Source organism: Alysiella sp. (genome assembly GCF_030525755.1).
In the GTDB taxonomy this organism is placed as follows: domain Bacteria; phylum Pseudomonadota; class Gammaproteobacteria; order Burkholderiales; family Neisseriaceae; genus Simonsiella.
Genome location: NZ_JAUNEC010000005.1, coordinates 1 through 24,003 on the forward strand (window position 1 = coordinate 1; position 24,003 = coordinate 24,003).

18 protein-coding genes are annotated in these 24,003 nt (G+C 44.0%); 3 read left to right on the forward strand and 15 right to left on the reverse strand.

What is annotated here, in order from left to right:
* Window positions 1-386 precede the first annotated feature (386 nt).
* The 8 genes from proB to parC form a co-directional block, all read right to left on the reverse strand.
* The gene (gene proB / locus Q4B82_RS02095; protein WP_303064777.1) at window positions 387-1,523 is read right to left on the reverse strand and encodes a glutamate 5-kinase; all 1,137 of its coding nucleotides are present in this window, start codon (window positions 1,521-1,523) and stop codon (window positions 387-389) included.
* Between the two features lie 113 nt (window positions 1,524-1,636).
* Window positions 1,637-2,677, reverse strand: coding sequence for a zinc-dependent alcohol dehydrogenase family protein (locus tag Q4B82_RS02100; protein WP_303064778.1), 1,041 nt, complete (start codon window positions 2,675-2,677; stop codon window positions 1,637-1,639).
* A 327-nt stretch (window positions 2,678-3,004) separates the two neighbouring features.
* The gene (locus Q4B82_RS02105) at window positions 3,005-4,894 is read right to left on the reverse strand and encodes a monovalent cation:proton antiporter-2 (CPA2) family protein (protein ID WP_303064779.1); all 1,890 of its coding nucleotides are present in this window, start codon (window positions 4,892-4,894) and stop codon (window positions 3,005-3,007) included.
* Window positions 4,895-4,968: 74 nt separating this feature from the next.
* Window positions 4,969-5,820 carry a pantoate--beta-alanine ligase gene (gene panC / locus Q4B82_RS02110; RefSeq protein ID WP_303064780.1) on the reverse strand — a complete coding sequence of 284 codons (852 nt, stop codon included), beginning with the start codon at window positions 5,818-5,820 and terminating at the stop codon, window positions 4,969-4,971.
* Window positions 5,821-5,891: 71 nt separating this feature from the next.
* The gene (locus tag Q4B82_RS02115; protein ID WP_303064781.1) at window positions 5,892-7,730 is read right to left on the reverse strand and encodes a SurA N-terminal domain-containing protein; all 1,839 of its coding nucleotides are present in this window, start codon (window positions 7,728-7,730) and stop codon (window positions 5,892-5,894) included.
* Window positions 7,731-7,823: 93 nt separating this feature from the next.
* A complete protein-coding gene (locus Q4B82_RS02120; protein ID WP_303064782.1) occupies window positions 7,824-9,488 on the reverse strand; it encodes a sigma-54 dependent transcriptional regulator in 1,665 nt (554 codons plus the stop codon).
* Window positions 9,485-11,092, reverse strand: coding sequence for a sensor histidine kinase KdpD (locus tag Q4B82_RS02125; RefSeq protein ID WP_303064783.1), 1,608 nt, complete (start codon window positions 11,090-11,092; stop codon window positions 9,485-9,487). The genes Q4B82_RS02120 and Q4B82_RS02125 overlap by 4 nt, the downstream gene beginning before the upstream one ends.
* Complete coding sequence (gene parC, locus Q4B82_RS02130) at window positions 11,089-13,368, reverse strand: DNA topoisomerase IV subunit A (protein WP_303064784.1); 2,280 nt, start codon at window positions 13,366-13,368, stop codon at window positions 11,089-11,091. The genes Q4B82_RS02125 and parC overlap by 4 nt, the downstream gene beginning before the upstream one ends.
* Window positions 13,369-13,498: 130 nt before the next feature.
* Here parC and Q4B82_RS02135 point away from each other — a divergent pair, with 130 nt between their 5' ends.
* The 3 genes from Q4B82_RS02135 (at window position 13,499) to Q4B82_RS02145 (ending at window position 16,915) form a co-directional block, all read left to right on the forward strand.
* On the forward strand, window positions 13,499-13,870 hold the full coding sequence (locus Q4B82_RS02135; protein ID WP_303064831.1) for a SirB2 family protein: 372 nt from the start codon (window positions 13,499-13,501) through the stop codon (window positions 13,868-13,870).
* A gap of 462 nt (window positions 13,871-14,332) precedes the next feature.
* Window positions 14,333-15,850, forward strand: a complete 1,518-nt coding sequence (gene putP / locus Q4B82_RS02140) for a sodium/proline symporter PutP (protein ID WP_303064785.1) — start codon at window positions 14,333-14,335, stop codon at window positions 15,848-15,850.
* Window positions 15,851-15,922: 72 nt separating this feature from the next.
* Window positions 15,923-16,915 (forward strand): hypothetical protein, encoded by a 993-nt coding sequence (locus tag Q4B82_RS02145; RefSeq protein ID WP_303064786.1) that lies wholly within the window; start codon window positions 15,923-15,925, stop codon window positions 16,913-16,915.
* A gap of 797 nt (window positions 16,916-17,712) precedes the next feature.
* Here the strand turns inward: Q4B82_RS02145 and nfsA are convergent.
* The 7 genes from nfsA to sdhC form a co-directional block, all read right to left on the reverse strand.
* On the reverse strand, window positions 17,713-18,459 hold the full coding sequence (nfsA, locus tag Q4B82_RS02150; protein WP_303064787.1) for an oxygen-insensitive NADPH nitroreductase: 747 nt from the start codon (window positions 18,457-18,459) through the stop codon (window positions 17,713-17,715).
* 314 nt (window positions 18,460-18,773) lie between these two features.
* Window positions 18,774-20,057, reverse strand: coding sequence for a citrate synthase (gene gltA, locus Q4B82_RS02155; RefSeq protein WP_303064788.1), 1,284 nt, complete (start codon window positions 20,055-20,057; stop codon window positions 18,774-18,776).
* A 77-nt stretch (window positions 20,058-20,134) separates the two neighbouring features.
* Window positions 20,135-20,383, reverse strand: coding sequence for a succinate dehydrogenase assembly factor 2 (locus tag Q4B82_RS02160; RefSeq protein WP_303064789.1), 249 nt, complete (start codon window positions 20,381-20,383; stop codon window positions 20,135-20,137).
* Window positions 20,384-20,490: 107 nt separating this feature from the next.
* A complete protein-coding gene (locus tag Q4B82_RS02165) occupies window positions 20,491-21,195 on the reverse strand; it encodes a succinate dehydrogenase iron-sulfur subunit (protein WP_097114595.1) in 705 nt (234 codons plus the stop codon).
* Between the two features lie 155 nt (window positions 21,196-21,350).
* Window positions 21,351-23,111, reverse strand: coding sequence for a succinate dehydrogenase flavoprotein subunit (gene sdhA / locus Q4B82_RS02170; RefSeq protein WP_097114594.1), 1,761 nt, complete (start codon window positions 23,109-23,111; stop codon window positions 21,351-21,353).
* 4 nt (window positions 23,112-23,115) lie between these two features.
* The gene (sdhD, locus tag Q4B82_RS02175; RefSeq protein WP_303064790.1) at window positions 23,116-23,463 is read right to left on the reverse strand and encodes a succinate dehydrogenase, hydrophobic membrane anchor protein; all 348 of its coding nucleotides are present in this window, start codon (window positions 23,461-23,463) and stop codon (window positions 23,116-23,118) included.
* Entirely contained in the window at window positions 23,457-23,840 is a 384-nt protein-coding gene (gene sdhC, locus Q4B82_RS02180) for a succinate dehydrogenase, cytochrome b556 subunit (protein ID WP_303064791.1), read from the reverse strand. The genes sdhD and sdhC overlap by 7 nt, the downstream gene beginning before the upstream one ends.
* Between the last annotated feature and the right edge of the window lie 163 nt (window positions 23,841-24,003).

The window sequence follows — 24,003 nt, forward strand, 5'->3', positions numbered from 1 at the left end:
ATCGAACTGCCGACACACGGATTTTCAATCCGTTGCTCTACCGACTGAGCTATCTGGCCGTGTTTGAAAGATGCGGATTAAAACAGAAAAATGGGATTGTGGCAAGTGTTTTTTGTATTTTTAAAATGATTAGCTTGTTTCAAAAGGGAAAATATTTTTGCTGTTTGAAAAAGCTGTGGACTAAATGTTTTCAGGCAGCCTGAAACTTTTGCAAAAACTTGGCTTGTGGGGGTAGATTCCATATTTGCCCTATTAGGGATTTTGGAAAATATCATTTTTATCAAAAAATTAAAAAAATAGCAGATTAGGTAGTCAATTACTGTATCCGTTTTAAAATGGATTGTGCAAAGGTTTCAGGCAGCCTGCTAAATTGTTTTTTTAAGTTTTTATTGATGCAATACCATATTGTCGCGATGAATGAGTTCATCTTCATGGGAGTAGCCCAGTTTATCATGAATGGCTGTGGAAGATAAGCCAAGAATTTGTTCAGCTTCATGACTGCTGTAATTGCTTAAGCCGCGCGCCATTTCTTTGCCTTCATGGTTGAGTACTGCAATCAGTTCACCACGATGAAAATGCCCATTAACCCGTACACAGCCTACTGGCAATAAGCTGCTGTGTTTGTTTATTAAGGCTTGTTCCGCGCCTTTGTCTGCAACTACGCTGCCTGAAATTTGCACATGTCCCAGTAACCATTGTTTGCGCGCGTTGATACGTGAAAATTCGCTGCTGAATAAAGTACCTATGGATTCGCCTGATAAAAGTCTTGGTAAAACATCGGTTTCTCGTCCTGATGCCACCACAGTACACGCGCCGCTTAATGCAGCGCGTTTAGCAGCCAAAACTTTGGTGTACATACCACCTGTGCCTACACCTGTTCCCGCACCTCCTGCCATGTTTTCTAAATCGGGGTGGCTGGCACAAATGTGGGAAATGAATTGGGCTTGTGGGTTTTTGCGTGGGTCACTATCGTATAAACCGCGTTGGTCGGTAAGAATGAGTAAGGCATCGGCATCAATTAAATTACAGACTAATGCACCCAATGTGTCGTTGTCGCCCAGTTTGATTTCATCAGTGGTAACGGTGTCGTTTTCGTTAATGATAGGGACAATGCCTTTGGCTAATAGGGTTTTTAGGGTGCTGCGTGCATTCAGATAACGGGTTCGGTTGCGTAAATCATCGTGGGTTAGCAAGATTTGTGCGGTGTGTATGCTATGTGGTGCAAAGGCACGCTCGTAGGCTTGGGCTATGCCCATTTGCCCGACTGCGGCTGCTGCTTGTAATTCATTGACAGCTGTGGGACGTTTTGACCAAGCCAAGCGTTTCATGCCTTCGGCGATGGCACCACTGGATACCAATACCACTTCACAACCTTGTGCTTTGACGGTGGCAATTTGTTTTGCCCAACTGTTTAAGGCAGCTTGGTCAATGCCACGTCCTTCTGCTGTTACCAAGCTGGAACCGACTTTCATGACCAAGAGTTTGGCATGAGCTAAATTGAAATGATGTTCTGAATGGGTCATAAGAGGCTGCCTGAAAATCAAATGGCTGCCGTTATACCACTTTTTGCATATTGATGCAGCGTTTGGTTTTTCAGGCAGCCTTTTGATGTTGTGAAAAGCGAAAGTAAAGAGGGTTATTCTACGGTAAGTACCACTTTCATGGCATTGTGTTCAGCCGCATGTTTGAATACATCGTAGGCTTGTTCCAATTCGCTGAATTTAAAATGGTGAGTCAGCATTTTGGTGTAATCCACGCTGCTGGTTGAAATGGCTTTCATCAGCATCTCGGTGGTGTTGGTATTGACCAAACCTGTGGTAATGGACAGGTTTTTAATCCATAATTTTTCTAATTTAAAATCAACGGGTTTACCGTGTACACCGACCACAGCAATATTGCCACCTGCTTTAACCGTTTCTTGGCACATATCCCAAGTTGCAGGAATGCCTACTGCTTCAATCGCTACATCAACGCCATCTTGTCCCACAATGTCCAAAACTTGTGCGACCACATTACCAGAAGCAGGATTGATGGTGTGGGTTGCGCCCAATTCTTTGGCAAGTTTCAGGCGGTTTTCATCCATGTCTACCACAATTAAGATACTGGGGCTGTATAGCTGTGCTGTTAAAAGGGCGGACATACCTACGGGACCAGCTCCTGCAATCATCACGGTATCACCAGGTTTTACATCGCCGTATTGCACACCAATTTCATGTGCAGTCGGTAAGGCATCGCTCAATAAGAGTGCCACTTCCTCATTCACGTTTTCAGGCAGCTTGATTAAGCTGTTGTCAGCATAGGGTGTACGGACGTATTCAGCTTGTGTGCCGTCAATCATATAGCCCAAAATCCAGCCGCCATTGCGACAATGTGAGTAAAGTTGTTGTTTACAGTTGTCGCATGAACAGCATTTAGAAACACAGGAAATGATGACTTTGTCGCCAACTTTGATGTTTTTAACGCCTTCGCCCACTTCTTCAACAATGCCAATGCCTTCGTGTCCCAAAATGCGACCATCGGCTACTTCGGGATTTTTGCCTTTCCAAATGCCTAAATCTGTACCGCAAATGGTGGTTTTGGTAATGCGGACAACGGCGTCGGTGGGGTTAATGATTTTGGCTTTGGGTTTTTCTTCAAAACGAATGTCGCCTGAACCGTGATAAACCATAGCTTTCATCTTAATTGCTCCTTATAAAGTTGCGTGGAAAAAGCAGCAAGGCTGGTTATCTGGGTTTGTTTTAATCATATTAAACCAGAAGCCTGTGTGCTGGTTTGTTTATAGACCTGTTGTACATCGATGTCAAAAATTTAACTATGTTAAAATGTTATATAATAACATTTTGGAAAAGAAGTTATGGGTGTTTGAAATGAGCTATCTGTTATAGCTGCCTGACAGTACACAACAATATGCAGCAACTGTATTTTACCTGACAGGGTTAGAAATACAGTTGCTACGGAAATCATTTTTTGTTGTGTACTATTAAGATTGTCTGAAAAGAAGCAATTAAGAAATGCCTTTTTTAATGCGTGTCCAACTGTTTGGATTTTCTTGCCAATCTGTGCTTTCGCCGCGTAGCAGAGCGGTCATCAGTTTGTGTGTTTCTGCTTCTTCTTTTTTCACGGTATGAATTATGGATTCATTGGCAAAGACAGGAATACTGGGGTCGTACACTCGGGCAAGTTTATCGGATAAATCACGGTCGCGTGCAGCATAAAATTCAACCAATTCATGCGCTTTTTCAGGTGTGATGCCCAGTTGTTCTAAAGCAATCCTTCCGCTGCGTATGGCAGCATCAACGGTTTCACGAATGATGAAGTTGGCACCTGCATGGTGTAGTTCAAAAGCGTGTGAACGGTCAAATGCGCGTGCGATAATCGGTAAATTGGGATGATGGCGACGCACAAACTCAACGATTTCAACAGCATGATGGCTGTCGCCTACTGTTACGACCAGCAGTTTGGCTTTTGCCAAACCAATGGAGCTGAGCAATTCAGGACTGGTGGCATCGCCGTAATAGGTTTTGATGCCAAATTTGGTTAGACCTTCTATCATTTCTGCGTGGTTGTCGATAACGGTGGTGTGGAAACCGCAAGCAGTCAGCATACTGTTGATTTGTTGTCCAAAACGACCATGTCCTAGTAAAATCACAGGATTTTCTTCGTGAATTTCATCATGGCTACGCGCTTCGTGGTTTTCTTGTTTGATGGCACGTGGGGCAAGGATTTTGTCGTAAATGATGAACAATAAGGGCGTGAACAGCATGGAAAGTGCCACCACCAAAGCAATGCGGTCGGATAAGTGATTGGGTAAAACATGGTTTTGTCGGGCAATCGACAATAGCACAAAACCAAATTCCCCAGCCTGTGCCAAACTTAATGCAAACAGTTTACCTGCTAATGGAGGTAGCCTAAAAATTTTGCCTAAAATCCATAAAATAAGGGCTTTTACAGCAAGTACACCAGCAGTGAGAACCAAAATCAGCAGCAATTCTTGGCCAAGTAATTTGAAATTCATGCCTGCGCCGACTGTGATGAAAAACAAACCCAGTAATAAACCTTTAAAAGGTTCCAGTTGACTTTCCATTTCATGACGGTAGGTGCTGTTGGCTAACGCCACGCCAGCGATGAATGCACCCAAAGCGGGAGAAAGACCAATTAAGGACATGAGTGTGGCAATGCCAACCACTAAAGCCAAAGTAAATACCGTCAGCATTTCGCGTACACGGCTTTTGATGATGAAACGGAAAATCAGTGGCACAGCATAGCGTACTGCAACAATAATCAAGGCAATGGCAGCGATGCTGACCAATGCTGTTACCCAGCCTGCTTGGTCGGCAAGCAAGTTTTGTGCGCTGTGTGCATCGGGGCGTGAAGCGACGCTGGCGGTTGCCAGTAAGGGCAATAAAGCGAGCATGGGAATGGCAGCAACGTCTTGAAACAGCAAAACCGCAAATCCCGATTGTCCGCCAGAGGTGCTCAAAAGTTGTTTTTCATTGAGTGTTTGTAAAACAATGGCGGTGGACGAGAGCGTCAAAATGCACGCAATGGCAACGGCAATTTGCCATGTGTAGCCAAAGGCAATTGCAATGCCTGTTATGGCAGCCAAAGACAATGCCACTTGTAAACCACCCAAGCCAAGTAATTTATGGCGCAGTTGCCACAGCATTTGTGGTGCGAGTTCCAAACCTACCAAAAACAGCATCATGACCACACCGAATTCTGCAATATGTTGTATGGACTCGGTTTCTTTGCCGACCAAACCCAGTATAGGACCAATGATGATGCCAGCTGCCAAATAACCCAGTACAGAGCCCAAACCGAATTTTTGCGACAACAAAACTGCGCCTACGGCAAAGGCAAGGTAAATGAAAGTATAGAGTAAGATATTGGTCATGGTGTGTTTTTTCTTTAAAAAAATAATGAGTTTTCAGGCTGCCTGAAAAGATTGCTTTACTTTAACCAATCGCATCAATATGGATTTTCGGTTTCAGGCAGCACTTCTAAATTGTCAATTAAACGGGTTGAGCCTAAACGTGCGGCAAGCAAAATGACCCATGCACCTTGTAAACGTGGGGTGTCCAAGGTTTCGGCCTGGCGAATGGCGACATAATCCACAATCCAACCGTTGGTTTGTAGAGCGGTAGTGGCAGTTTGTTCTAATAAGGAAAATGCACGGTTACCTGAACGCAATTCGGCAGCAATGTTCTGTAAACAACGATGAATTTCTGTGGCTTTTTCGCGTTCTGTGGCAGACAAATACTGGTTGCGACTGGATAATGCCAAGCCATCTTCGGCACGAACTGTGGCGACACCCATGATTTGAATAGGGAAATTCAATTCAGCAACCATATTTTTGATAATGGCAAGTTGTTGGTAGTCTTTTTTGCCAAAACAAGCCACATTTGGTTGTACGATATTGAATAATTTTGCCACTACGGTTGCTACACCGCGAAAATGATTGGGGCGAAACGCACCACACAATTCATTTTGTAAGGTAGATGGTTCCACATAATAAGTTTGGCTGCCTGTGGGATACAATTCGCTTTCATCAGGCGCAAATAAAACCGCAACGCCCGCAGCTTCTAGTTTGGCGGCATCGGCCGCCAAAGTGCGTGGATAACGGTCAAAATCTTCGCCTTGTCCAAATTGAAGGCGATTAACGAAAATGCTAACCACAATATGTTCGGCGTGTTGGCTTGCTTTGTGAACCAAATTAAGATGCCCATCGTGCAGATTGCCCATAGTGGGAACAAAACCGATGCTGCCTGAAATGCTGTCGCGCCATTGACGAAAGGCTTGAATGCTGTGAATTATTTGCATGATTGTGATTGGGTTTGTGTTTTCAGGCAGCCTTCAATGAAACGCAGGCTGCCTGAAAACAGTTTGATGATTTATTCGTTGTCGTTGATGCGTTCCGCACCTTCTTTGGTTTTGATTTGAGCGCGTAAACTGTTTAAATAGGCTTCAATCAGACTGTTGCCATTGATTTGGCTAACGGCTTGACGTGCTTCATTTAACAGTTTGGCATCGGCTTGCGGATTGTGTACAGCAAGTACTTCAATCAGTTGGGGGGCGGTGGGCGTATCCAGTAAAGCGTAAGCGGGTTGCCCGTTTTTCGGCATGGTTGCCATTAAGATTTGATAAGCATGGGCAGGCAAAACTTGGCGCATTTGCATGGGAGTGACGTTTTCTTGTGGCGACCAAGCCAACGTTACTTTTTTGCCTGCGTGTAAATCCGCCAGCATTTTTTCGGCAGCTTCTTTTGCCAAGCGTGTGCTCTCGTTGTGTAAATAATCGCTTCGTACTTGGCCTTTGATGTCGTCAAAGGCTTGGCTGCCTGCGGCTCGGGTTTCGGTAGCGCGGACAAACCATGTTGCGCCATCTGCAACGATGCCTTCGGAATTGTGTTTTTGGGTAAACACATCTTCGCTGAATAAGGCTTCTACAACGGCTTGTGGTACTTTCAGGCTGCCTGAATTGCTACGCGTGAGCCATTCATTTTGGGTTTGTATGCTTTGACCGTGTTTGTCGGCGGCGGTTTTTAAGCTGTTGTTGTTGGCAAATGCATCATCGCCAAAGGCTTCGCGCAGTTTATTGTATGTTTGTTGTGCTTTCTTCTCTTGTAGGTTTTGGCGCAAGCTGGCTTTTTGACTTTCAAAATCGGTTGCTTGAATTTCACTGGCGCGCACAATGTGGTAGCCAAAATCGCTTTCTATCACGTTGCTGATTTCGCCTTCTTTTAATGCAAACGCGGCATCTTCAAGGGTTTTGCTGCCCAAAGAACCATCTTGGGTGTAATGACCTAAATCTCCACCATTGCTTGAGCTGCTGGTGTCTTGTGAGTATTTTTGGGCAAATTCGGCAAATTTTTCGGGCTGTTTCTTCAATTCTGCTGCTGTTTTTTCCGCTGCTGCGCGTGCTTGTTCACGTTGGCTGGCATCGGCTGATTTGGAAACTTCAAATAGGATATGTGCCAAACGGCGTTTAGATTTGAAGCTATTTTGTTGTTCTTCAAAGGCTTTTTTTAGCTCTTCATCGCTAACATTTTCTTTGGCTGCCAAATCTTGTGGCGAAAGGCGAACATATTCAAATTTAACAGCTTGTTCCAAAGCATAATTGGCTTTGTGGGATTCGTAATATTTTTTGATGGCATCATCGTTCAGACTGACTTTGTTGGCAAACGATTCGGGGGAAATGGGTACACTGCGAATGGTGCGGACAGCACGTTCAATATTCAATAATTGTTGGGCTTGTGTATCTGCAGCGGGTGTGCTGGATAGGCTTACCAAAAGTGCGATTTGGGTAAGACGTGTTCGCTCTTCATTCATGAAGTTTTGTTCATTTAAGCCATTGTGTTTTAAGAAAGTTTGGAATTTATTGACATCAAATTTGCCTGCTTCATCATGAAACAGAGGATTGTCTACAATGGACTGTTTGATTTGTGTATCTGAAATGACTACCCCCAAGTTTTTTGCACCTTCTAATAGGTAGGCTTGGTCTAATAGGGTTTTGAAAACGGCTTCACGGTTGGTGTTGCCGCCTCGGACTTGTGCTTGGCGTATGGCTTGGTCAAGGTCGGCGCGAGTAATGGTTTGCTCGCCAACTTTGATGATGTAACGGCTGTTTGCGGAAAAGTCAAAACCTGTAACGCCGAAACCAATAAAGGAAATGGCAATCGTGCCGAGCAGGATTTGAGCGGGTAAACGGAATTTTTCTATGGCGTGGAACATTTTGTTTGCAAATTGGGTAAAGGGTTAAAAAAGGGCGTATTGTAACCTGTTTTTCAGGCAGCCTGTCATTAAAATAGGCTGCCTGAAAGAAAGTCATTCGGTCATGTTTAAGCGTTCTAAACGATAACGCATGGAACGGAAACTGATGCCTAATACTTTGGCGGCTTGTGTGCGGTTGCCTTGTGTTAAACGCAGGGCGTATTCCAAAATTTGGCGTTCTACTTCGTCTAAATAATCTTGAATTTGGGTGTGTCCGATTTGGAAATGGGGCAAGCCGTTGTTGTTTTCGTGGGGGGCATGGCTGTTTTCAGGCAGCATGGGGGTGTCTCTGTCCAATGATGATGCGTGGATTTGTAAATCGTCCACGTCAATCATGTTGTTGCTGGACAAGGCAACGGCGCGTTCCAAGATGTTTTCCAGTTCGCGGAAGTTGCCAGGATAGTTGTAACGCAGAAGGGCTTCGCGGGCTGCTGGGGTAATGCTGATGTTGCTGCCGTGATGTTTGTGTAACAAATGGGCAATCAGGTTTGCCAAATCTTCGTGCATATCACGCAAGGCGGGCATATTGAGTGTTACCACGTTTAGGCGGTAGAACAGGTCTTGGCGGAATGCGCCACTTTCTACCAATGCCACCAAATCTTTGTGGGTGGCGGAAACAATGCGTACATCTACTTTGGCTTCTTGAGCATCACCAATTCTGCGTACGGCTTTTTCTTGAATGGCACGCAGCAGTTTAACTTGCATGGCTAATGGTAAGTCCGCTACTTCGTCCAGAAATAATGTGCCGCCGTTTGCGTGTTGGAAAAAGCCGAGACGGTCTTGGTCTGCGCCTGTAAAACTGCCTTTTTTGTAGCCAAAAAATTCGCTTTCCATGAGATTTTCGGGAATGGCGCCGCAGTTTACCGCGATAAATGGTCCGTTTTTGCGTGATGAAAGTTCGTGTATGGAGCGTGCAGCTTGTTCTTTACCAGAGCCACTTTCGCCTGAAATGTAAACAGGCACATTAGCAGCAGCCAGTTTGCGAATCAGATTGCGAACTTGCTCAATTTGTGGCGATGAACCGAGCAATCGGGGCAAATCTTCTTCTATTTTGAGTGGGGCGGTGGGCTGCTGTTGCATGGCTGCCTGAACCGATTGAGTCATGCTTTTGCGGGGCGTGCGGTTTTCTGGTGTTGTGGCGGTGGGTGGTGGGGTGTGTTCTTGGGCAGCAGTATTCAGACTTTCTGCTACGATTGCCCAATCGCTGTCCCAATCGTCTATGCTTGGTGTCGCTGGAACAGGCGGAGGTGTGTTTGTGGTTGTCTGAAAGGGAGTAGTTGGTGCAACAGGGGGTGTTTGAACAAGCATTTGGGCTGCCTGAATAGTGGGGTTGTCGGCTTCATCTTGTACTTTAATTGCGGATTTAACCAACGTACGCAGCTGCGCTAGCGTAATGGGTTTTTGCAGGTAATCAAATGCGCCAATTTTTAGGGCTTGTACGGCTTGGTCGGCGTTGCCATAAGCGGTAATGACGGCAACTGGGGTGTCTAAACTTTGATTGATGATGTGCTCCACTACTTCTAAGCCTGAACCATCTGGCATACGCATATCGGTTAGAACCAATGAAAATTTTTGTGTATCCAATTTTTGCTTGGCGGTAATGACACCGTCTGCGGTTTCAACGGATAGCCCCATTTTCATTAGGGTCATTTCCATTAAGTCGCGGATGTCGGCTTCGTCATCAACAACCAAAACAGGGCGATTAAGGCTTTTACTCATGGTTGAACTCTCGGTAAGGTCAATTCAAAGGCTTTGGCGGTAACATCGTATTGTAATTCGCCTCGGTTGGCTTGGGCGAGTTTGCGTGAAATATATAAACCCAATCCTGTGCCTTGATTTTGCTTTTGTGTGGTAAAAAAAGGTTCAAACAGGCGTGGACGCAGGTGTTCTGGCACGCCTAATCCATCGTCCCAGATGTGTAAAGACAGGGTGTAATCATCAAGGGTGCGTAATGTAATGATAACGGCATTTTGTCCTTTTTTGCTGTGTCGCCATGCGTTGTTGCACAGATTCCACAAAATTTGTTGCAAGTGCATGGGGTCAAAACGGGCTTTGGCAACTTGTATGGGCAGTTGGGTTTTCAGGCATCCTTTGGCTTCGGGACAAGTCAGTAAAAATTCTTGTTCAAATTGTTTCCAATAGTCTTTAAAATTGATTTCTTGCGGATTGGCACGGTCGTGTTTGCTCAATACAGAGATGTCTTCAATCATTTTGTCAATGCGACCGATGTTGTTGTCTATGATGCCACACAGTTTTTTGATAAGGGGATTGTTGTTTTCGGTTTCATTTAATAGACCGCTGGCGTGTCGCATGGCAGAAAGGGGATTACGCAGTTCGTGTGCCAAATTGGAAGTAAGCTGTCCTAATGCGGTTAATTTAATGGTTTGTGCTTCGCTGGTGCGTTCGTTTTCAGAGCGGATAAATAGGGTAAGCAATTCAAATTTGTTTTGTATTAATGGAATGGCACGTACATACATGGAACGACCGTTAATGGGTCCAAATGTTTCAAATTCTTTGCATGGGTTGCGTTGCCAATGTTTGATGTAAGACTGGAAAATGTCGGCATGTTGAAACCGTTTTAAATTGGGAAAATAATTTTGTGCTTTGCTGTTGAGTAAGTAAACATATTGTTCTTTGTCCAAAACAATGGCGGCTTCTTGCATGCGATTGACGATGATGTTGTTTAAACCATTAACACGGTCAAATGCCAGTTGGTTGCGTTGGGCATTGTGGGTTTCTGCCATAATGTGTCGTGCCGCATAGGAGGTTAAAATGGGAACGAGATAATAAGCAACAACCAATAGCATTTGGTTGAATAATAATGTAGCAACACTTTGATTAAACACCGTATTGAGTGGATACAAGCGTGAAATCATTTCCCAAATGATGAAAATGGAAGCGTAGCTGCCGTAGAGTAGGGGATATCGTCCATAACCGAGTAAGCAAGAAGTTGCTAGAAACGGCAGCACCAAAATGCCAAAACCCGATGAACTACCACCCATTAAGTAGGCAAGTACGCCCATCATGGTAATGTCTATCACGGCACTGGCATTGGGTATGCTGGATATGTTTTGTTTTTGCCATTCGGGTTTGGCAAAGCTGAACATAGACAGAAAACCGTAAGTGGCGCACCAAATTAGCAGATACTGTTCATTGTTGTTGAGACCCAAGTGAAATAGGCTGTTATAATGGGTTTGCAGGATATTGGTTAAAGACAATAAAACCAATACAAACAGCAAAATGGCAAAACGTACTGCGTTGAGTAATTTGGTAATGCGTAAGGTGTAACCGTCTAATTGGTGTGCAGAAGATTGAAATGTCATGATATTGCCTTAATGCTTTTCAGGCTGCCTGAAAGCGTAAGAGGTTTACCTTTGCGACCGCGTTTGGACACAATATCGGCGGTTTTCAGTTTTTCTTGTGTGATACTACCACGTTTCCCTTCAATTTCAATGGCGTATTCTGTGCTTTGTAATACTGTTAAAAGTGCCAATTTGTCACCATCGTTCAGGCTAACCAGTTGTAAGCCACGTCCTTTTGCCATGATTTTCATTTCATTGATGGGGAATGCGAGCAGGCGTTTTTGTTCGGTTGCCAATACCACTTGACAATCGGGATTAATCAAAGATGATAGATGCACTTTTTCAGGCATTAAGGCGGTTTCACCTGTTTCCAAAGTCATTATGGTTTTACCTGCTTTTAAGCGTGATAATAAATCTTCCAGTTTACAAATAAAACCATAACCACCGCTGCCTGAAAGTAAATAGTGGTCGTCATTCGCACCTGTGAGCAGGGTTAAAACCTGTGCACCTGAGCTCATGTCAATCAGCGATGCAATCGGTACACCATCACCACGTCCACCAGGCACATCAGAAGGGTTAATGGTGTAGCTGCGACCTTGTGTGTCCAGCACAACAACAGGCTGTATGCTGCGCGTTTCCAGAATTTGTTGCAAGCCATCGCCTTCTTTAAATACGGTTTGCGACAAATCCAAGCTATGTCCTGCTCGGCTGCGTATCCAGCCTTTTTGCGACAAAATCAGCGTAATTGGTTCATCAGCGGTGGTTTGGGTGAGTGTGGCACGTTCAGCAACTGCTACCAAGGTGCGGCGGTCATCGCCAAATTGTTTGGCATCGGCTTGAATTTCTTTGATGATGAGTTTTTTCTTTTCGTTGTCGTTGCTCAATAGATTTTTCAGGCAGTCTGCTTCTTCACGCAACTCGGTCAGTTCTTTTTCCAGTTTGAAGCCTTCTAAACGTGCCAGTTGGCGCAAACGGATTTCCAAAATATCTTCGGCTTGGATTTCGGTTAAATTAAACGTCGCCATCAATTCGGGTTTGGGTTCATCGGCTTCACGAATGACTTTGATGACTTCGTCTATGTGCAAAAACGCAATCATGCGACCGTCTAAAATATGAATGCGCTTTTCTACGGCATCTAAACGGTGTTGCAAACGGCGTGTAACCGTTGCGATACGGTAAGACAACCATTCTTGTAAAATGGTTTTCAGGTTTTTTTGTGCAGGACGATTGTCCATGCCCATTATTACTAAGTTTACTGAAACATTGCCTTCTAAACTTGTTTGTGCCATTAAAGTGTTGGCAAACCATTCGGGAGCAGTTTTGCTGGATTTGGGCTCAAAAACAAGGCGAACGGGATTGTCGTTGTCACTTTCATCGCGTACTTTTTCCAGTAAATCCAACATCAATTTGCGTGTATTGAGTTGGTCTTGATTGAGCTGTTTTTTACCTGATTTGGGTTTGGGATTGGTTTGTTCTTCAATTTCTGCCAAAATTTTTGCAGCAGATGTGTTAGGTGGCAGTTCAGTCACAATCATGCGCCATTGTCCACGTGCCAATTTTTCTATTTCATAACGTGCTCGCACGCGCACACTGCCTTTACCTGTTTCATACATTTGCAGTAAATCTTTATGTGGGGTAATAATGTGTCCACCACCTGCAAAATCAGGAGCGGGTATAAATCTCATCAAATCAATAACTTGCAGGTCAGGGTTTTTTAATAATGCGATGGCTGCTGCTGCTGTTTCACCTAAATTATGTGGTGGGATTTCTGTTGCCATGCCCACAGCAATACCACTTGCACCATTAAGTAAGACCATAGGTAAACGCGCTGGCAGTGAAGTAGGTTCTTCAAATGCGCCATCGTAATTGGGAATGAAATCTACTGTACCTTGATTGATTTCTGAAAGCAATAATTCTGCCAGAGGCGTAAGTCGCGCTTCGGTGTAACGCATGGCTGCTGCACCGTCTCCGTCTCTTGAACCGAAATTGCCCACACCGTCAATAAGCGGATAACGTAAGGTAAAATCTTGTGCCATACGCACCATTGCTTCATAGGCAGAGCTGTCGCCATGCGGGTGGTATTTACCTAAAATTTCACCGACTACACGGGCTGATTTCACAGGTTTGGTGCCGTGTGTCAAGCCCATGTCTTTCATGGCAAACAAAATGCGCCGTTGCACGGGTTTTTGTCCGTCTTGAACGGCAGGCAGGGCACGACCTTTGACCACGCTCATGGCGTATTCTAGGTAGGCACGTTCGGCGTATGGGGCTAAATCTAGGGTGTCGGCGGCATTCATGGTAGTGGATTTAGAGACAATAAAAAAATACCGCATTTTAATGGAATTTCAGGCAGCCTGAAAGTTTTGAACGGGCGCAGTATAATGGTTGCCATTTTGATTAACATAATGGTTGATTATGATGCAAGAAATGTATCCTGTTGTAAAATGCTTACACATGATGTTTGTTTTCATTACTTTGATTTTATTTAATTTGCGATTTTTTTTGCGAACGGTACGTCCTGAAAAAACGCTCCCTAAAATCTTGGGCATTGTGCCGCACATCAATGACAGTTTGTTGTTGTTTTCTGGTATGTTGATGTTGCACATTATGCCGTGGCAACCTTTTGGTGCAAACAAATGGTTGGGTATGAAATTTGTTTTGGTGTTGGTATACATCATTTTTGGGGCGATGTGTTTAAAAAGTGTGCCACGTTCTGTGAAGTGGTATGGTTTTTATGGTTTGACTTTGTGCAGTATGGGCATGGTGGTGTATTTGGCGCATTTTAAGCCTTTGATTTAAATTGATAAGGTTGTTTGTATGGTTTGTTTGACATGATTAGAGCCCCTAACTTTAAAATCGGTATGGATTTCAGTTAGGGGCGATTAAGCCTTGTGTTTGAGAGGATGTTTTGATGACAGAGATACTGTTACAAATTACCTCCTAGCTTGGGGCGCGAATATACGAGGCTGCCTGAAAAGTTTCAGGCAGCCTTCTTATGGTCGTTTCCAATACAAATAGTATAATGTTGCCAACACCTTTATCCGTATTAATTTGAAACGACCATATTTTTATGATTAAAGATTGTTGTTTTCATTGAAATGATTTATGCAATTTGGCTATGAACCGATAAAAGACCATAAATCACGAGATTGATTTTTTCATAATTTTACGCTAAATTGCGTTTTGTGAAATCATGTTGTCTTGTTTCAGGTAGTCTGAAAATGTTTTTTCATCATTGTTAATTATTTTAGAAGGTGATTTATGAATCCCATGTACATTACTTTTGGCATCTATTTGGTTGCCGTGCTGTTGATTGGATTGGCAGCTTATTTTTCTACTAAAAACTTTGATGACTATATTTTAGGTGGTCGCAGTTTGGGTAGTTTTGTTACGGCAATGTCAGCAGGTGCATCTGATATGTCGGGTTGGCTCTTAATGGGTTTACCAGGGGCAATTTATGCAGCTGGTTTAACTGAAGCGTGGATTGCGATTGGTTTGACCATTGGTGCATGGCTTAATTGGCTGATTGTTTCAGGCAGGCTGCGTGTGCATACCGAGTATGCCAATAATGCTTTGACCTTACCCGATTATTTCTATCATCGTTTTGGTGCAAAGGGTCAGGCTATGAAAGTGATTTCGGCAATCATCATTCTGTTTTTCTTTACCATTTACTGCGCTTCAGGTGTGGTTGCAGGTGCGCGTTTGTTTCAAAGCTTGTTTGAAGGCATGACTTATGCGCAAGCCATGTGGCTGGGAGCAGGTGCAACGATTGCTTATACCTTTATAGGTGGCTTTTTAGCTGTGAGCTGGACGGATACGGTGCAGGCAACATTGATGATTTTTGCCTTGATTTTAACGCCTGTTATGGTGTTTGTTGGTGTGGGTGGTTTTGATGAAATGAGTGTTGCTATTCAAGCAGCTGCACAAAGTTCAGGTCAAGAATACAGCAGTTTGTTTGTGGGTACGACTTTCATCGGCATCATTTCTACTGCTGCGTGGGGTTTGGGTTATTTTGGTCAGCCGCACATTTTGGCGCGTTTTATGGCGGCGGAAAATGTGAAGTCTTTGGTAAATGCACGCCGCATTGGCATGACTTGGATGATTTTGTGTTTGGGTGGTGCAGTGGCTGTGGGTTATTTTGGCATTGCTTACTTTGGTGCTAATTCCGACCAAGCAGTAACAATGGCAGGCAATAGTGAACGCATTTTTATTGCATTAACCACCATTTTGTTTAATCCTTGGATTGCAGGCGTGATTTTGTCAGCGATTTTGGCGGCAGTTATGTCTACTTTGTCTTGCCAACTTTTGGTTTGTTCCAGCGCGATTACCGAAGATTTTTACAAAGGTTTTTTGCGACCCAATGCGGCACAAAGTGAATTGGTATGGGTGGGACGTGTAATGGTTTTGGCAGTAGCCGTGATTGCCATTTTGATTGCGTCTAATCCCGAAAGTAAAGTGTTGGGGTTGGTTGCTTATGCGTGGGCAGGTTTTGGTGCAGCATTTGGTCCCATTGTGATTTTGTCTGTTTTGTGGCGCAATATGACTGCTAATGGCGCACTTGCTGGCATGATTACAGGTGCAGTAGTGTGTGTGGTTTGGGCAGAGTGGGTTAATCCAGCACTTAAAGCAGCAAATTTGCCAACCATGTATGAAATCGTACCTGGTTTTATTGCTTGCGGAGTGGTGGCAATTGTCGTATCGCTCATGGGTAAACCCGATGAAAAAGTATTGAAACGCTTTGATGAAGCTGATTCGGCTTATCGTAAAGAAGTAGCTTAATAAAAAAATTAACCATTTTCAGGAGCCTTTGTAAGCTCCTGAAATGCACATTAGGCAAGGGAGATTAAAATCATGAAATTGTGTTTATTGGCATGGCTTCCTTTGGCATCGGCTACGGTTTTGGTAGGGTGTGCAAGTTCCCCAGCTTCGGAATTCATCAGTAGCCTGCCTGAAAGCAACACAGGTTCAATGGCAGATTTGAATACCTATAACGGTAAAACCCATGTGTTTTTTACCGTGCAAAATAAAAATGTGGAAATTGATGTACTCCAAAGCAAAATTGAGTGCAGTGATGTGGAAGCCTTGTATTTGCCTAATAAATACAATGAGCAACAAAATATTCGCAATGAATGTATGACCTTACAAAACAAAAGCCCACGTTACGAACCATGTTATCACACATTGGGCTTGCGACATTTGCAAGAAAAATCCATTTTTGTGAAAGGGAATGTCAGTGCGGGTGGTGTGTTGAGTTCCATTATTTCTGCGCCATTTCAGGTTGTGGGTGCTGCCGTGAATGCCGTAACTTTAAATGGCAAAGGTGTGGCGGACAATTTAAAAGGCATTGGTAAAGGCACAATGGATTACAGTACCGATGCCCAAGTTGTACAAAAAGTAGGTCGTTATCTTGATGACCGTTTGGCACAAGCACAGAAAAATGCACGTCAAGCCTTGACAAATTATCACGATGAAAGCAGCATCAAACAAGCCAAAAACATCAAAGGTTTGTTGAGAGATGATGAATATTATCAAGCATTTGTCAATGCTAAAAACAATGAACAACGCCTTGCGGTGTTTAACATCATTGGCGTTATCAATGGGCATGGCGATAAGTTTGACAATTTCACACGCATGGTACTGAAATCGCCAAAAGATTTGCCTTTATGGGCGGAAACATTGAGTGCTACACTTTATAAACAGCGTTTATCATTGACGCAAGCCAAACGCATTCCCAATTTTGCATCAGAAGCCAATATGCAGGATTTTTTCAATTCCAATGAATATCGCTATGTTTTGCAATATTTAAAACCTGAAAAAATCACACATTCTGCTTCGGGCAGATGAGCTGCGTTGAATGTTAATTATGGTCATGGGGTAAATATTACGTTACAACGCCCAGCAAATTGTCAACAAACAGCGACATACCACAGCCATGATGTGGCAAAAACTAGGGGTATTTTCCGTCTGCTTGGTTTGGGTTCGGAATATAACGTTACTAACCGCGTTACCGAATACACTTGTAAGGCATCGGTATTGCCCAATTACAATCTTGGGAAAGACAACTAACAGGCAATACCCTTGCCAGCAGCCAAATTCCAAGAAGCTGGAAAACCACAAATTCACAAGAAATTGCGCGTGAGAAAATTCAGTATGCACCTGTGTCCAGTAATTATGATAGTGGATATTCATCTAATCCAGCTTCTGTTGCATCTTCTGGTTCTTCTCAACAGCTTTGGCAATGTACGGTTTTCTGTGGTAAGTATGACGTGAAGACACAAGTGTTGGCATCCAATCAATCAGAAGCGAATAATGCGGCAATTAAATATGGTAAAGAATACTGTTTTAAATTGACTAATCAACTATTAGAATCGCGCTGGTGGCATGGACCAACAAAATGTCAGAAAATTTGATAAATAATAGTGGTCATTGGTAGCGAAGCGGTATCGTTTTGCGGTTGAATTTGTGTCAAAAATTGCCAAATTCGGCGTTAAAAATGCTTATCAGGTGTACAAGCTGACGTGTATTTTTGCTTCACAAGTCAGTTTCGCTACATAGTCCCAAATAAAGGCTGCCTGAAAGTTTTCAGGCAGCCTTTATTTTGGGTGATATATGGATTAATGTATTCGGAAGTAAATCCAATTTTATTTTTTTGCAAACCCTTGTTTTTGTGCAAAAGCCAAAAGATGCGGGCGAACTTCGGTACAAAGATTGCTGCGAATTTGGTCGCCCCAACTTAAATCAAGATTGCTGCGTTCTTTGTAGTAAGCTTTCACAACTTCATCATAAGTATGTAATTCTACTTCATTGGCGTTTTGGTAAGTATTTTCAGACAGCACAATATTCATGGGCAAGCGTGGGCGCTGTCCTGGTTCATGATCAGGATAACCAAGGCACATACCAAACAAAGGGAATACGCCATATGGTAACGCCAGAATTTCGGTAATTTGTGCCAAATCATTACGCAAGCTACCGATGTAAACACCACCTAAACCGAGTGATTCGGCGGTTAATAAAACATTTTGTGCTGTAATGCCCGCATCTACTGCACCAATCAGCAAAACCTCTGTCCAATCAATTTGAGCATTGGGTGCAAAATGCAAATGACGTGCTGCATCAGCACAGAAAACCAAAAACTCGGCACAATTTTCCACATAATGATGACCTAGTTTACCTTTGTAGGCATTGGCACAAACCTCGCGGATTTGAGCACGCTTGGCTTTATCGGTAACACGAATGATGCTGACATTTTGCATATAACTGGAAGTAGAAGCCATTTGTCCTGCTTGAATGATGGCAGACAATACATTTTCAGGAATAGCTTGGTCAGTAAATTTGCGAATGGAACGATGTGCCAATGCGGTTTCTAATGCTGGCTGACTGTTTAGCATTTGAATTTTTTCCTCTGAATTGAAAATGGTTGAGAAGCAATATGATTCAGTCGTTTAAAATTACAGTAAATCTAATAGAAAATAAGACTCTTTGTGGGATGTAATTTGTTGCACCAAATCCATGTTTGATTAGAGAAATAGTGCAATAAGTAAGATTCTACACTAAATGAATTAACCATAACACAGACAAGGCGACAACGTTTGCCGTGTACAAATCCGTACATAAGAGCGTTGGTAATACTGTACTATTTTATAATTTTAAATGACTATAAAAGGCTGCCTGAAATCTTCAGGCAGCCTAAATGAGGTTTAAATTAGCGTTTGTCTACCGCAACGAAATCGCGACGTGCTGAACCTGTGTACAATTGACGAGGACGACCGATTTTGGCATTGGGGTCGCTCAAACTCTCATTCCAATGAGAAATCCAACCTACGGTGCGAGCCAAAGCAAAAATCACGGTGAACATAGAAACAGGAATGCCCAAAGCACTCAATACGATGCCTGAATAGAAATCCACGTTGGGATACAATTTTTTCTCAATGAAATAAGGGTCGCTCAATGCAATTTTTTCCAATTCCATGGCAAGTTTGAATTGTGGGTCGTTTTCCAAGCCTAATTCACGCAAAACTTCATCACAAGTTTGTTTCATGATGGCAGCGCGCGGATCCATATTTTTGTAAACACGATGACCGAAGCCCATTAAACGGTATTTTTTGGCTTTTACACCTTCCATAAATTCAGGAACACGAGACACATCACCGATTTCGTCTAACATTTTTAACACGGCTTCGTTTGCGCCACCGTGAGATGGACCCCACAAGCTGGCAATACCTGCAGCAATACATGCAAATGGGTTGGCCCCTGAAGAACCTGCCAAACGCACTGTAGAAGTGGAAGCATTTTGTTCATGGTCGGCGTGCAATGTGAAGATGCGGTCTAATGCACGTACCAAAACTGGATTGGGTTTGTATTCTTCGCAAGGTGTGGCAAACATCATGTGCATGAAATTCGCGGTGTAAGATAAGTCGTTGCGTGGGTAATTGAACGGCAAGCCATTTGAATAACGGTAACACATTGCTGCGATGGTTGGGATTTTGGAAACCAAACGGTAAATGGCAACTTTCCGGTGTTCGGGGTCGGCAATTTCCAAACTATCTTGATAAAATGCAGACAACGCGCCTACCACACCAACCATCATCGCCATGGGATGTGCATCGCGGCGGAAACCACGGAAGAACCAAGTGAGCTGCTCGTGTACCATAGTGTGTTTGGTTACGGTTTGCACGAATTCATCTTTTTGTTGTTTATTGGGCAATTCGCCATAAATCAACAGATAACAAACTTCAAGGTAATCACTGTGTTCAGCAAGTTGTTCAATTGGGTAACCACGATAGTAAAGTAGACCTTTATCACCATCAATAAAGGTAATTTTGGATTCGCAACTGGCTGTTGAAACGAAACCTGGGTCAAATGTGAACATACCCGTGCCTTTGCTGAATGCACGAATATCCATAACATCATTGCCCAGTGTACCACTTAATACGGGCAATTCAATGGTTTCAAAGCCTTCGCCTTGCAGTTTTACGGTTTTAGACATCTTTTGCTCCTTGGGGTGTAAGTTTATTTACTGATGATTTTGCAAAAGTTTCAGGCAGCCTGAAAGGTGTGTTGCTGTCAGGTTTGTCTGATTTTTTCCAACAAAGGTATGAAGTCAGTACGTTGTGGTTGTTCCACTTGATTGACCAGAGCAAGAAATTCTTGGTCTTGTAATTCAAGTATGTCCACGAAAATACTTAATTCTTCATCGCTTAAATGCTGAAAATGGTTTTCCATGAAACGCTTGAGAACAATGTCCAATTCAAGCAATCCACGGCGTGTTTGAAAGTGGATGCGCCGTTTGGCGATTTCGTTAAATTGTGCCATGTTTGCGGTTTTTTTGGTTAATTATCACTTTTTGTTATGGCGGGAATTTTATTTTTGCAGCACTTTTCAGGTAGTACTGATAAAGTGCTGCAAGATAATTATTACTTTTACACCGCGCGTTCCAGCATGATTTCTTTGATTTTGCCGATGGCGCGAGTGGGGTTCAAGTGTTTGGGGCAAACGTCCACGCAGTTCATAATTGTGTGGCAACGGAACAGACGGTAGGGGTCGTTCAAATTGTCCAAACGCTCATTGGTGATGGTGTCGCGGCTGTCGGCGATGAAACGGTAGGCGTTCAACAAGCCAGAGGGCCCTACGAATTTATCGGGGTTCCACCAGAACGATGGGCAAGCGGTGGAGCAGCACGCACACAAAATGCACTCGTACAAACCGTCCAATTCGGCGCGGTCTTCTTGGCTTTGCAAGCGTTCGCGTTCGGGTTTGGCGGTGTCGTTTACCACATAGGGCTTAATGCTGTGATATTGTTTGAAAAATTGCGTCATGTCCACAATCAAATCGCGGATAACGGGCAAACCAGGTAAGGGGCGCAACACGATGGGTTGTTTCAGGCTGCGAATGTCGGTTAAACACGCCAAGCCGTTTTTGCCGTTGATGTTCATGCCGTCTGAACCGCAAATCCCTTCGCGGCAAGAGCGGCGGAACGACAAGGTGTCGTCTTGCGCTTTCAATTTAACCAATGCGTCCAATAATTTAACGTCTGTAGGCAAAATTTCCAATTCATAATCTTGCATGTACGGCTTGGCATCTTTGTCGGGATTGTAGCGGTACACTTGTACGCGGATTTTTTCCATAATGGTTTTGTTCCTTTTGGATTTTCAGGCTGCCTGAACGTCATTTTTGTGGGCGTGGGGTGTATTTTGAAACACCATATTTTCTGATTTGGTGCAAGCAGTTGCACCCTACGGTATCCCAAATTTTTCAGGCTGCCTGAAAAGCAAATTATTGTTTAGTAAACACGTTTTGCAGGTTCAATGTATTCAACGGTCAAAGGTTTGGTGTGTACGGGTTTGTATTCCAAACGGTTGTCGGCAGAATAGAACAGCGTGTGTTTCATCCAATTTACGTCATCGCGGTCGGGGTGGTCATCGGAAGCGTGTGCGCCGCGTGATTCTTTACGGGCTTCGGCAGAGATGATGGTGGCTTTTGCCACTTCCATCAAGTTGTCCAATTCCAATGCCTCAATGCGCGCGGTGTTCCAAACTTGGCTCTTGTCGCCAATTTCGGTGCGTTTGGCGCGTTCCACCAAAGCCAAAACCTTGTCCACGCCTTCTTTCAAAATCGCGTCTGTGCGGAACACGCCAGCGTGTAATTGAATGGTGCGTTGCAATTCATTGCGTAAAGCGTCCACATTTTCGCCACCTGTTTGGTTGTTCAAACGGTCAAGACGTTGTTGTGTGAATGCCCCCGCGTTTTCAGGCAGGGTTTTGAAATCGGTTTCTTTAACGAATTTAACCATGCTGTCGCCAGCCGATTTACCGAAAACCACCAAGTCCAACAAAGAGTTGGTACCCAAGCGGTTTGCGCCATGCACGGACGCGCAAGCACATTCGCCTGCGGCATACAAGCCTTTAACCACTTTTTCGGGATTGTCGCCTTCTGGCACAACCACTTCGCCCAAATAATTGGTGGGAATGCCACCCATCATGTAGTGTGTGGTAGGCACAACGGGGATTGGGTCTTTAATGGGGTCCACGCCAGCAAATTGAATGGAAATCTCACGAATACCCGGTAATTTATTCATGATTTTGTCCGCGCCAATGTGGTCAATTTTCAACAACACATGGTCTTTGTTGGGACCGCAACCGCGACCTTCGTAAATTTCCATCGCCATGGCACGTGAAACCACATCGCGTGAAGCCAAATCTTTCACGGTTGGCGCATAGCGTTCCATAAAGCGTTCGCCTTGTGCGTTCAACAAAATGCCGCCTTCGCCGCGTACACCTTCGGTAATCAACACGCCAGCACCTGCCACGCCTGTGGGGTGGAATTGCCAAAATTCCATGTCTTCCAATGGAATGCCAGCACGGGCGCAAATGCCCAAACCATCGCCTGTGTTCATAAACGCGTTGGTAGATGAAGCGTAAATGCGACCGCCACCGCCTGTGGCAAACAACACGGCTTTGGCGTGGAAAATGTACACATCGCCACTTTCCATTTCCATGGCGGTAACGCCTACTACATCGCCATTGTCATCGCGGATTAAGTCCAAAGCTGTCCATTCCACAAAGAAATTGGTGCCAGCGCGGACGTTTTGTTGATACAAGGTGTGCAACATGGCATGACCTGTGCGGTCGGCAACGGCACAAGCGCGTTCTACGGCGCGTTTGCCGTATTCGGCGGTGTGTCCACCGAAGGGGCGTTGGTAGATTTTGCCGCTTTCTACGCGGTCAAAGGGCATGCCCATGTGTTCCAATTCCACCACGGCATCTACGGCATTTTTGCACATGAATTCAATGGCATCTTGGTCGCCCAGCCAGTCTGAACCTTTTACGGTGTCGTACATGTGCCAGTGCCAGTTGTCTTCTTGCACATTGCCCAATGAGGCGGATACGCCACCTTGTGCGGCTACGGTGTGCGAACGGGTGGGGAACACTTTGGACAATACGGCGGTGTTCACGCCTGCTTGTGATAATTGTAAGGCTGCGCGTAAACCTGCACCGCCTGCGCCGACTACTACGGCATCAAATTTGCGAATCGGATAAGTCATGGTGTTAGCCCCAGATTACATAGAATGAATAAACAGTACAAGCTACCAACCAAACAATGGTGGCGCATTGTAAAAATACACGTAAACCAAAAGGTTTGATGTAGTCCATCCATAGGTCTCGAATGCCTACCCATGCATGCAAGAATAAGGCAATAAAGGTTGTTTGGGTAAATACTTTTACCCATGTTTTATCAAAAAATGCCTGCCATTCGCTGTAATCTTCCGCACCTGCCATACCAATGAGAAACATGAAAAATAATACTGTATAAACCAGCATAACTACGGCAGTAGCACGTTGCATTGCCCAATCACGTAAACCATAATGTGCGCCTGCTAATTTGCGTTTTACCATAATACAATCCCCAATACGAAAGCGACTATTGCTGCACCAATTAACACAATGCGAGCAGATTTGCGTGCTGTTTGTAATTCTACGCCAATATGTGCATCAATCAGTAAAAAGCGAATGCCTGCAAACAAATGATGGATATAAGCCCATAAAACCAGCCAAAGAATCAGTTTAATGAACCCGTTATCCGCCCATGCTTTGTAAGTTGCGAATGTCTCACCATTGCTTAATGAGCCAGCCAATAATGCCAGTAAGGCGGGCAGCAGCATAAACAGTACTACACCTGAAATTCGGTGCATGATGGAAACGATGCCTGGAATGGGCAGGTGGCGAGTTAAAACCTGTAAATCAAGAAATACAGGTCTGTTTTTTGTCTGCATTTCAGTCCCTCTTCATCAAATTTATTAAAAAATACTCAAAACTCAAAAACGGCAGTTTCTTTGTACCGAAAACACAAGGATAAACTGCGCAACTGTGTAATTTACATTGTTTAGCACATTTTGAACAGTATTTAAGTGAAAAAAATTATTTGAAATTTAATGA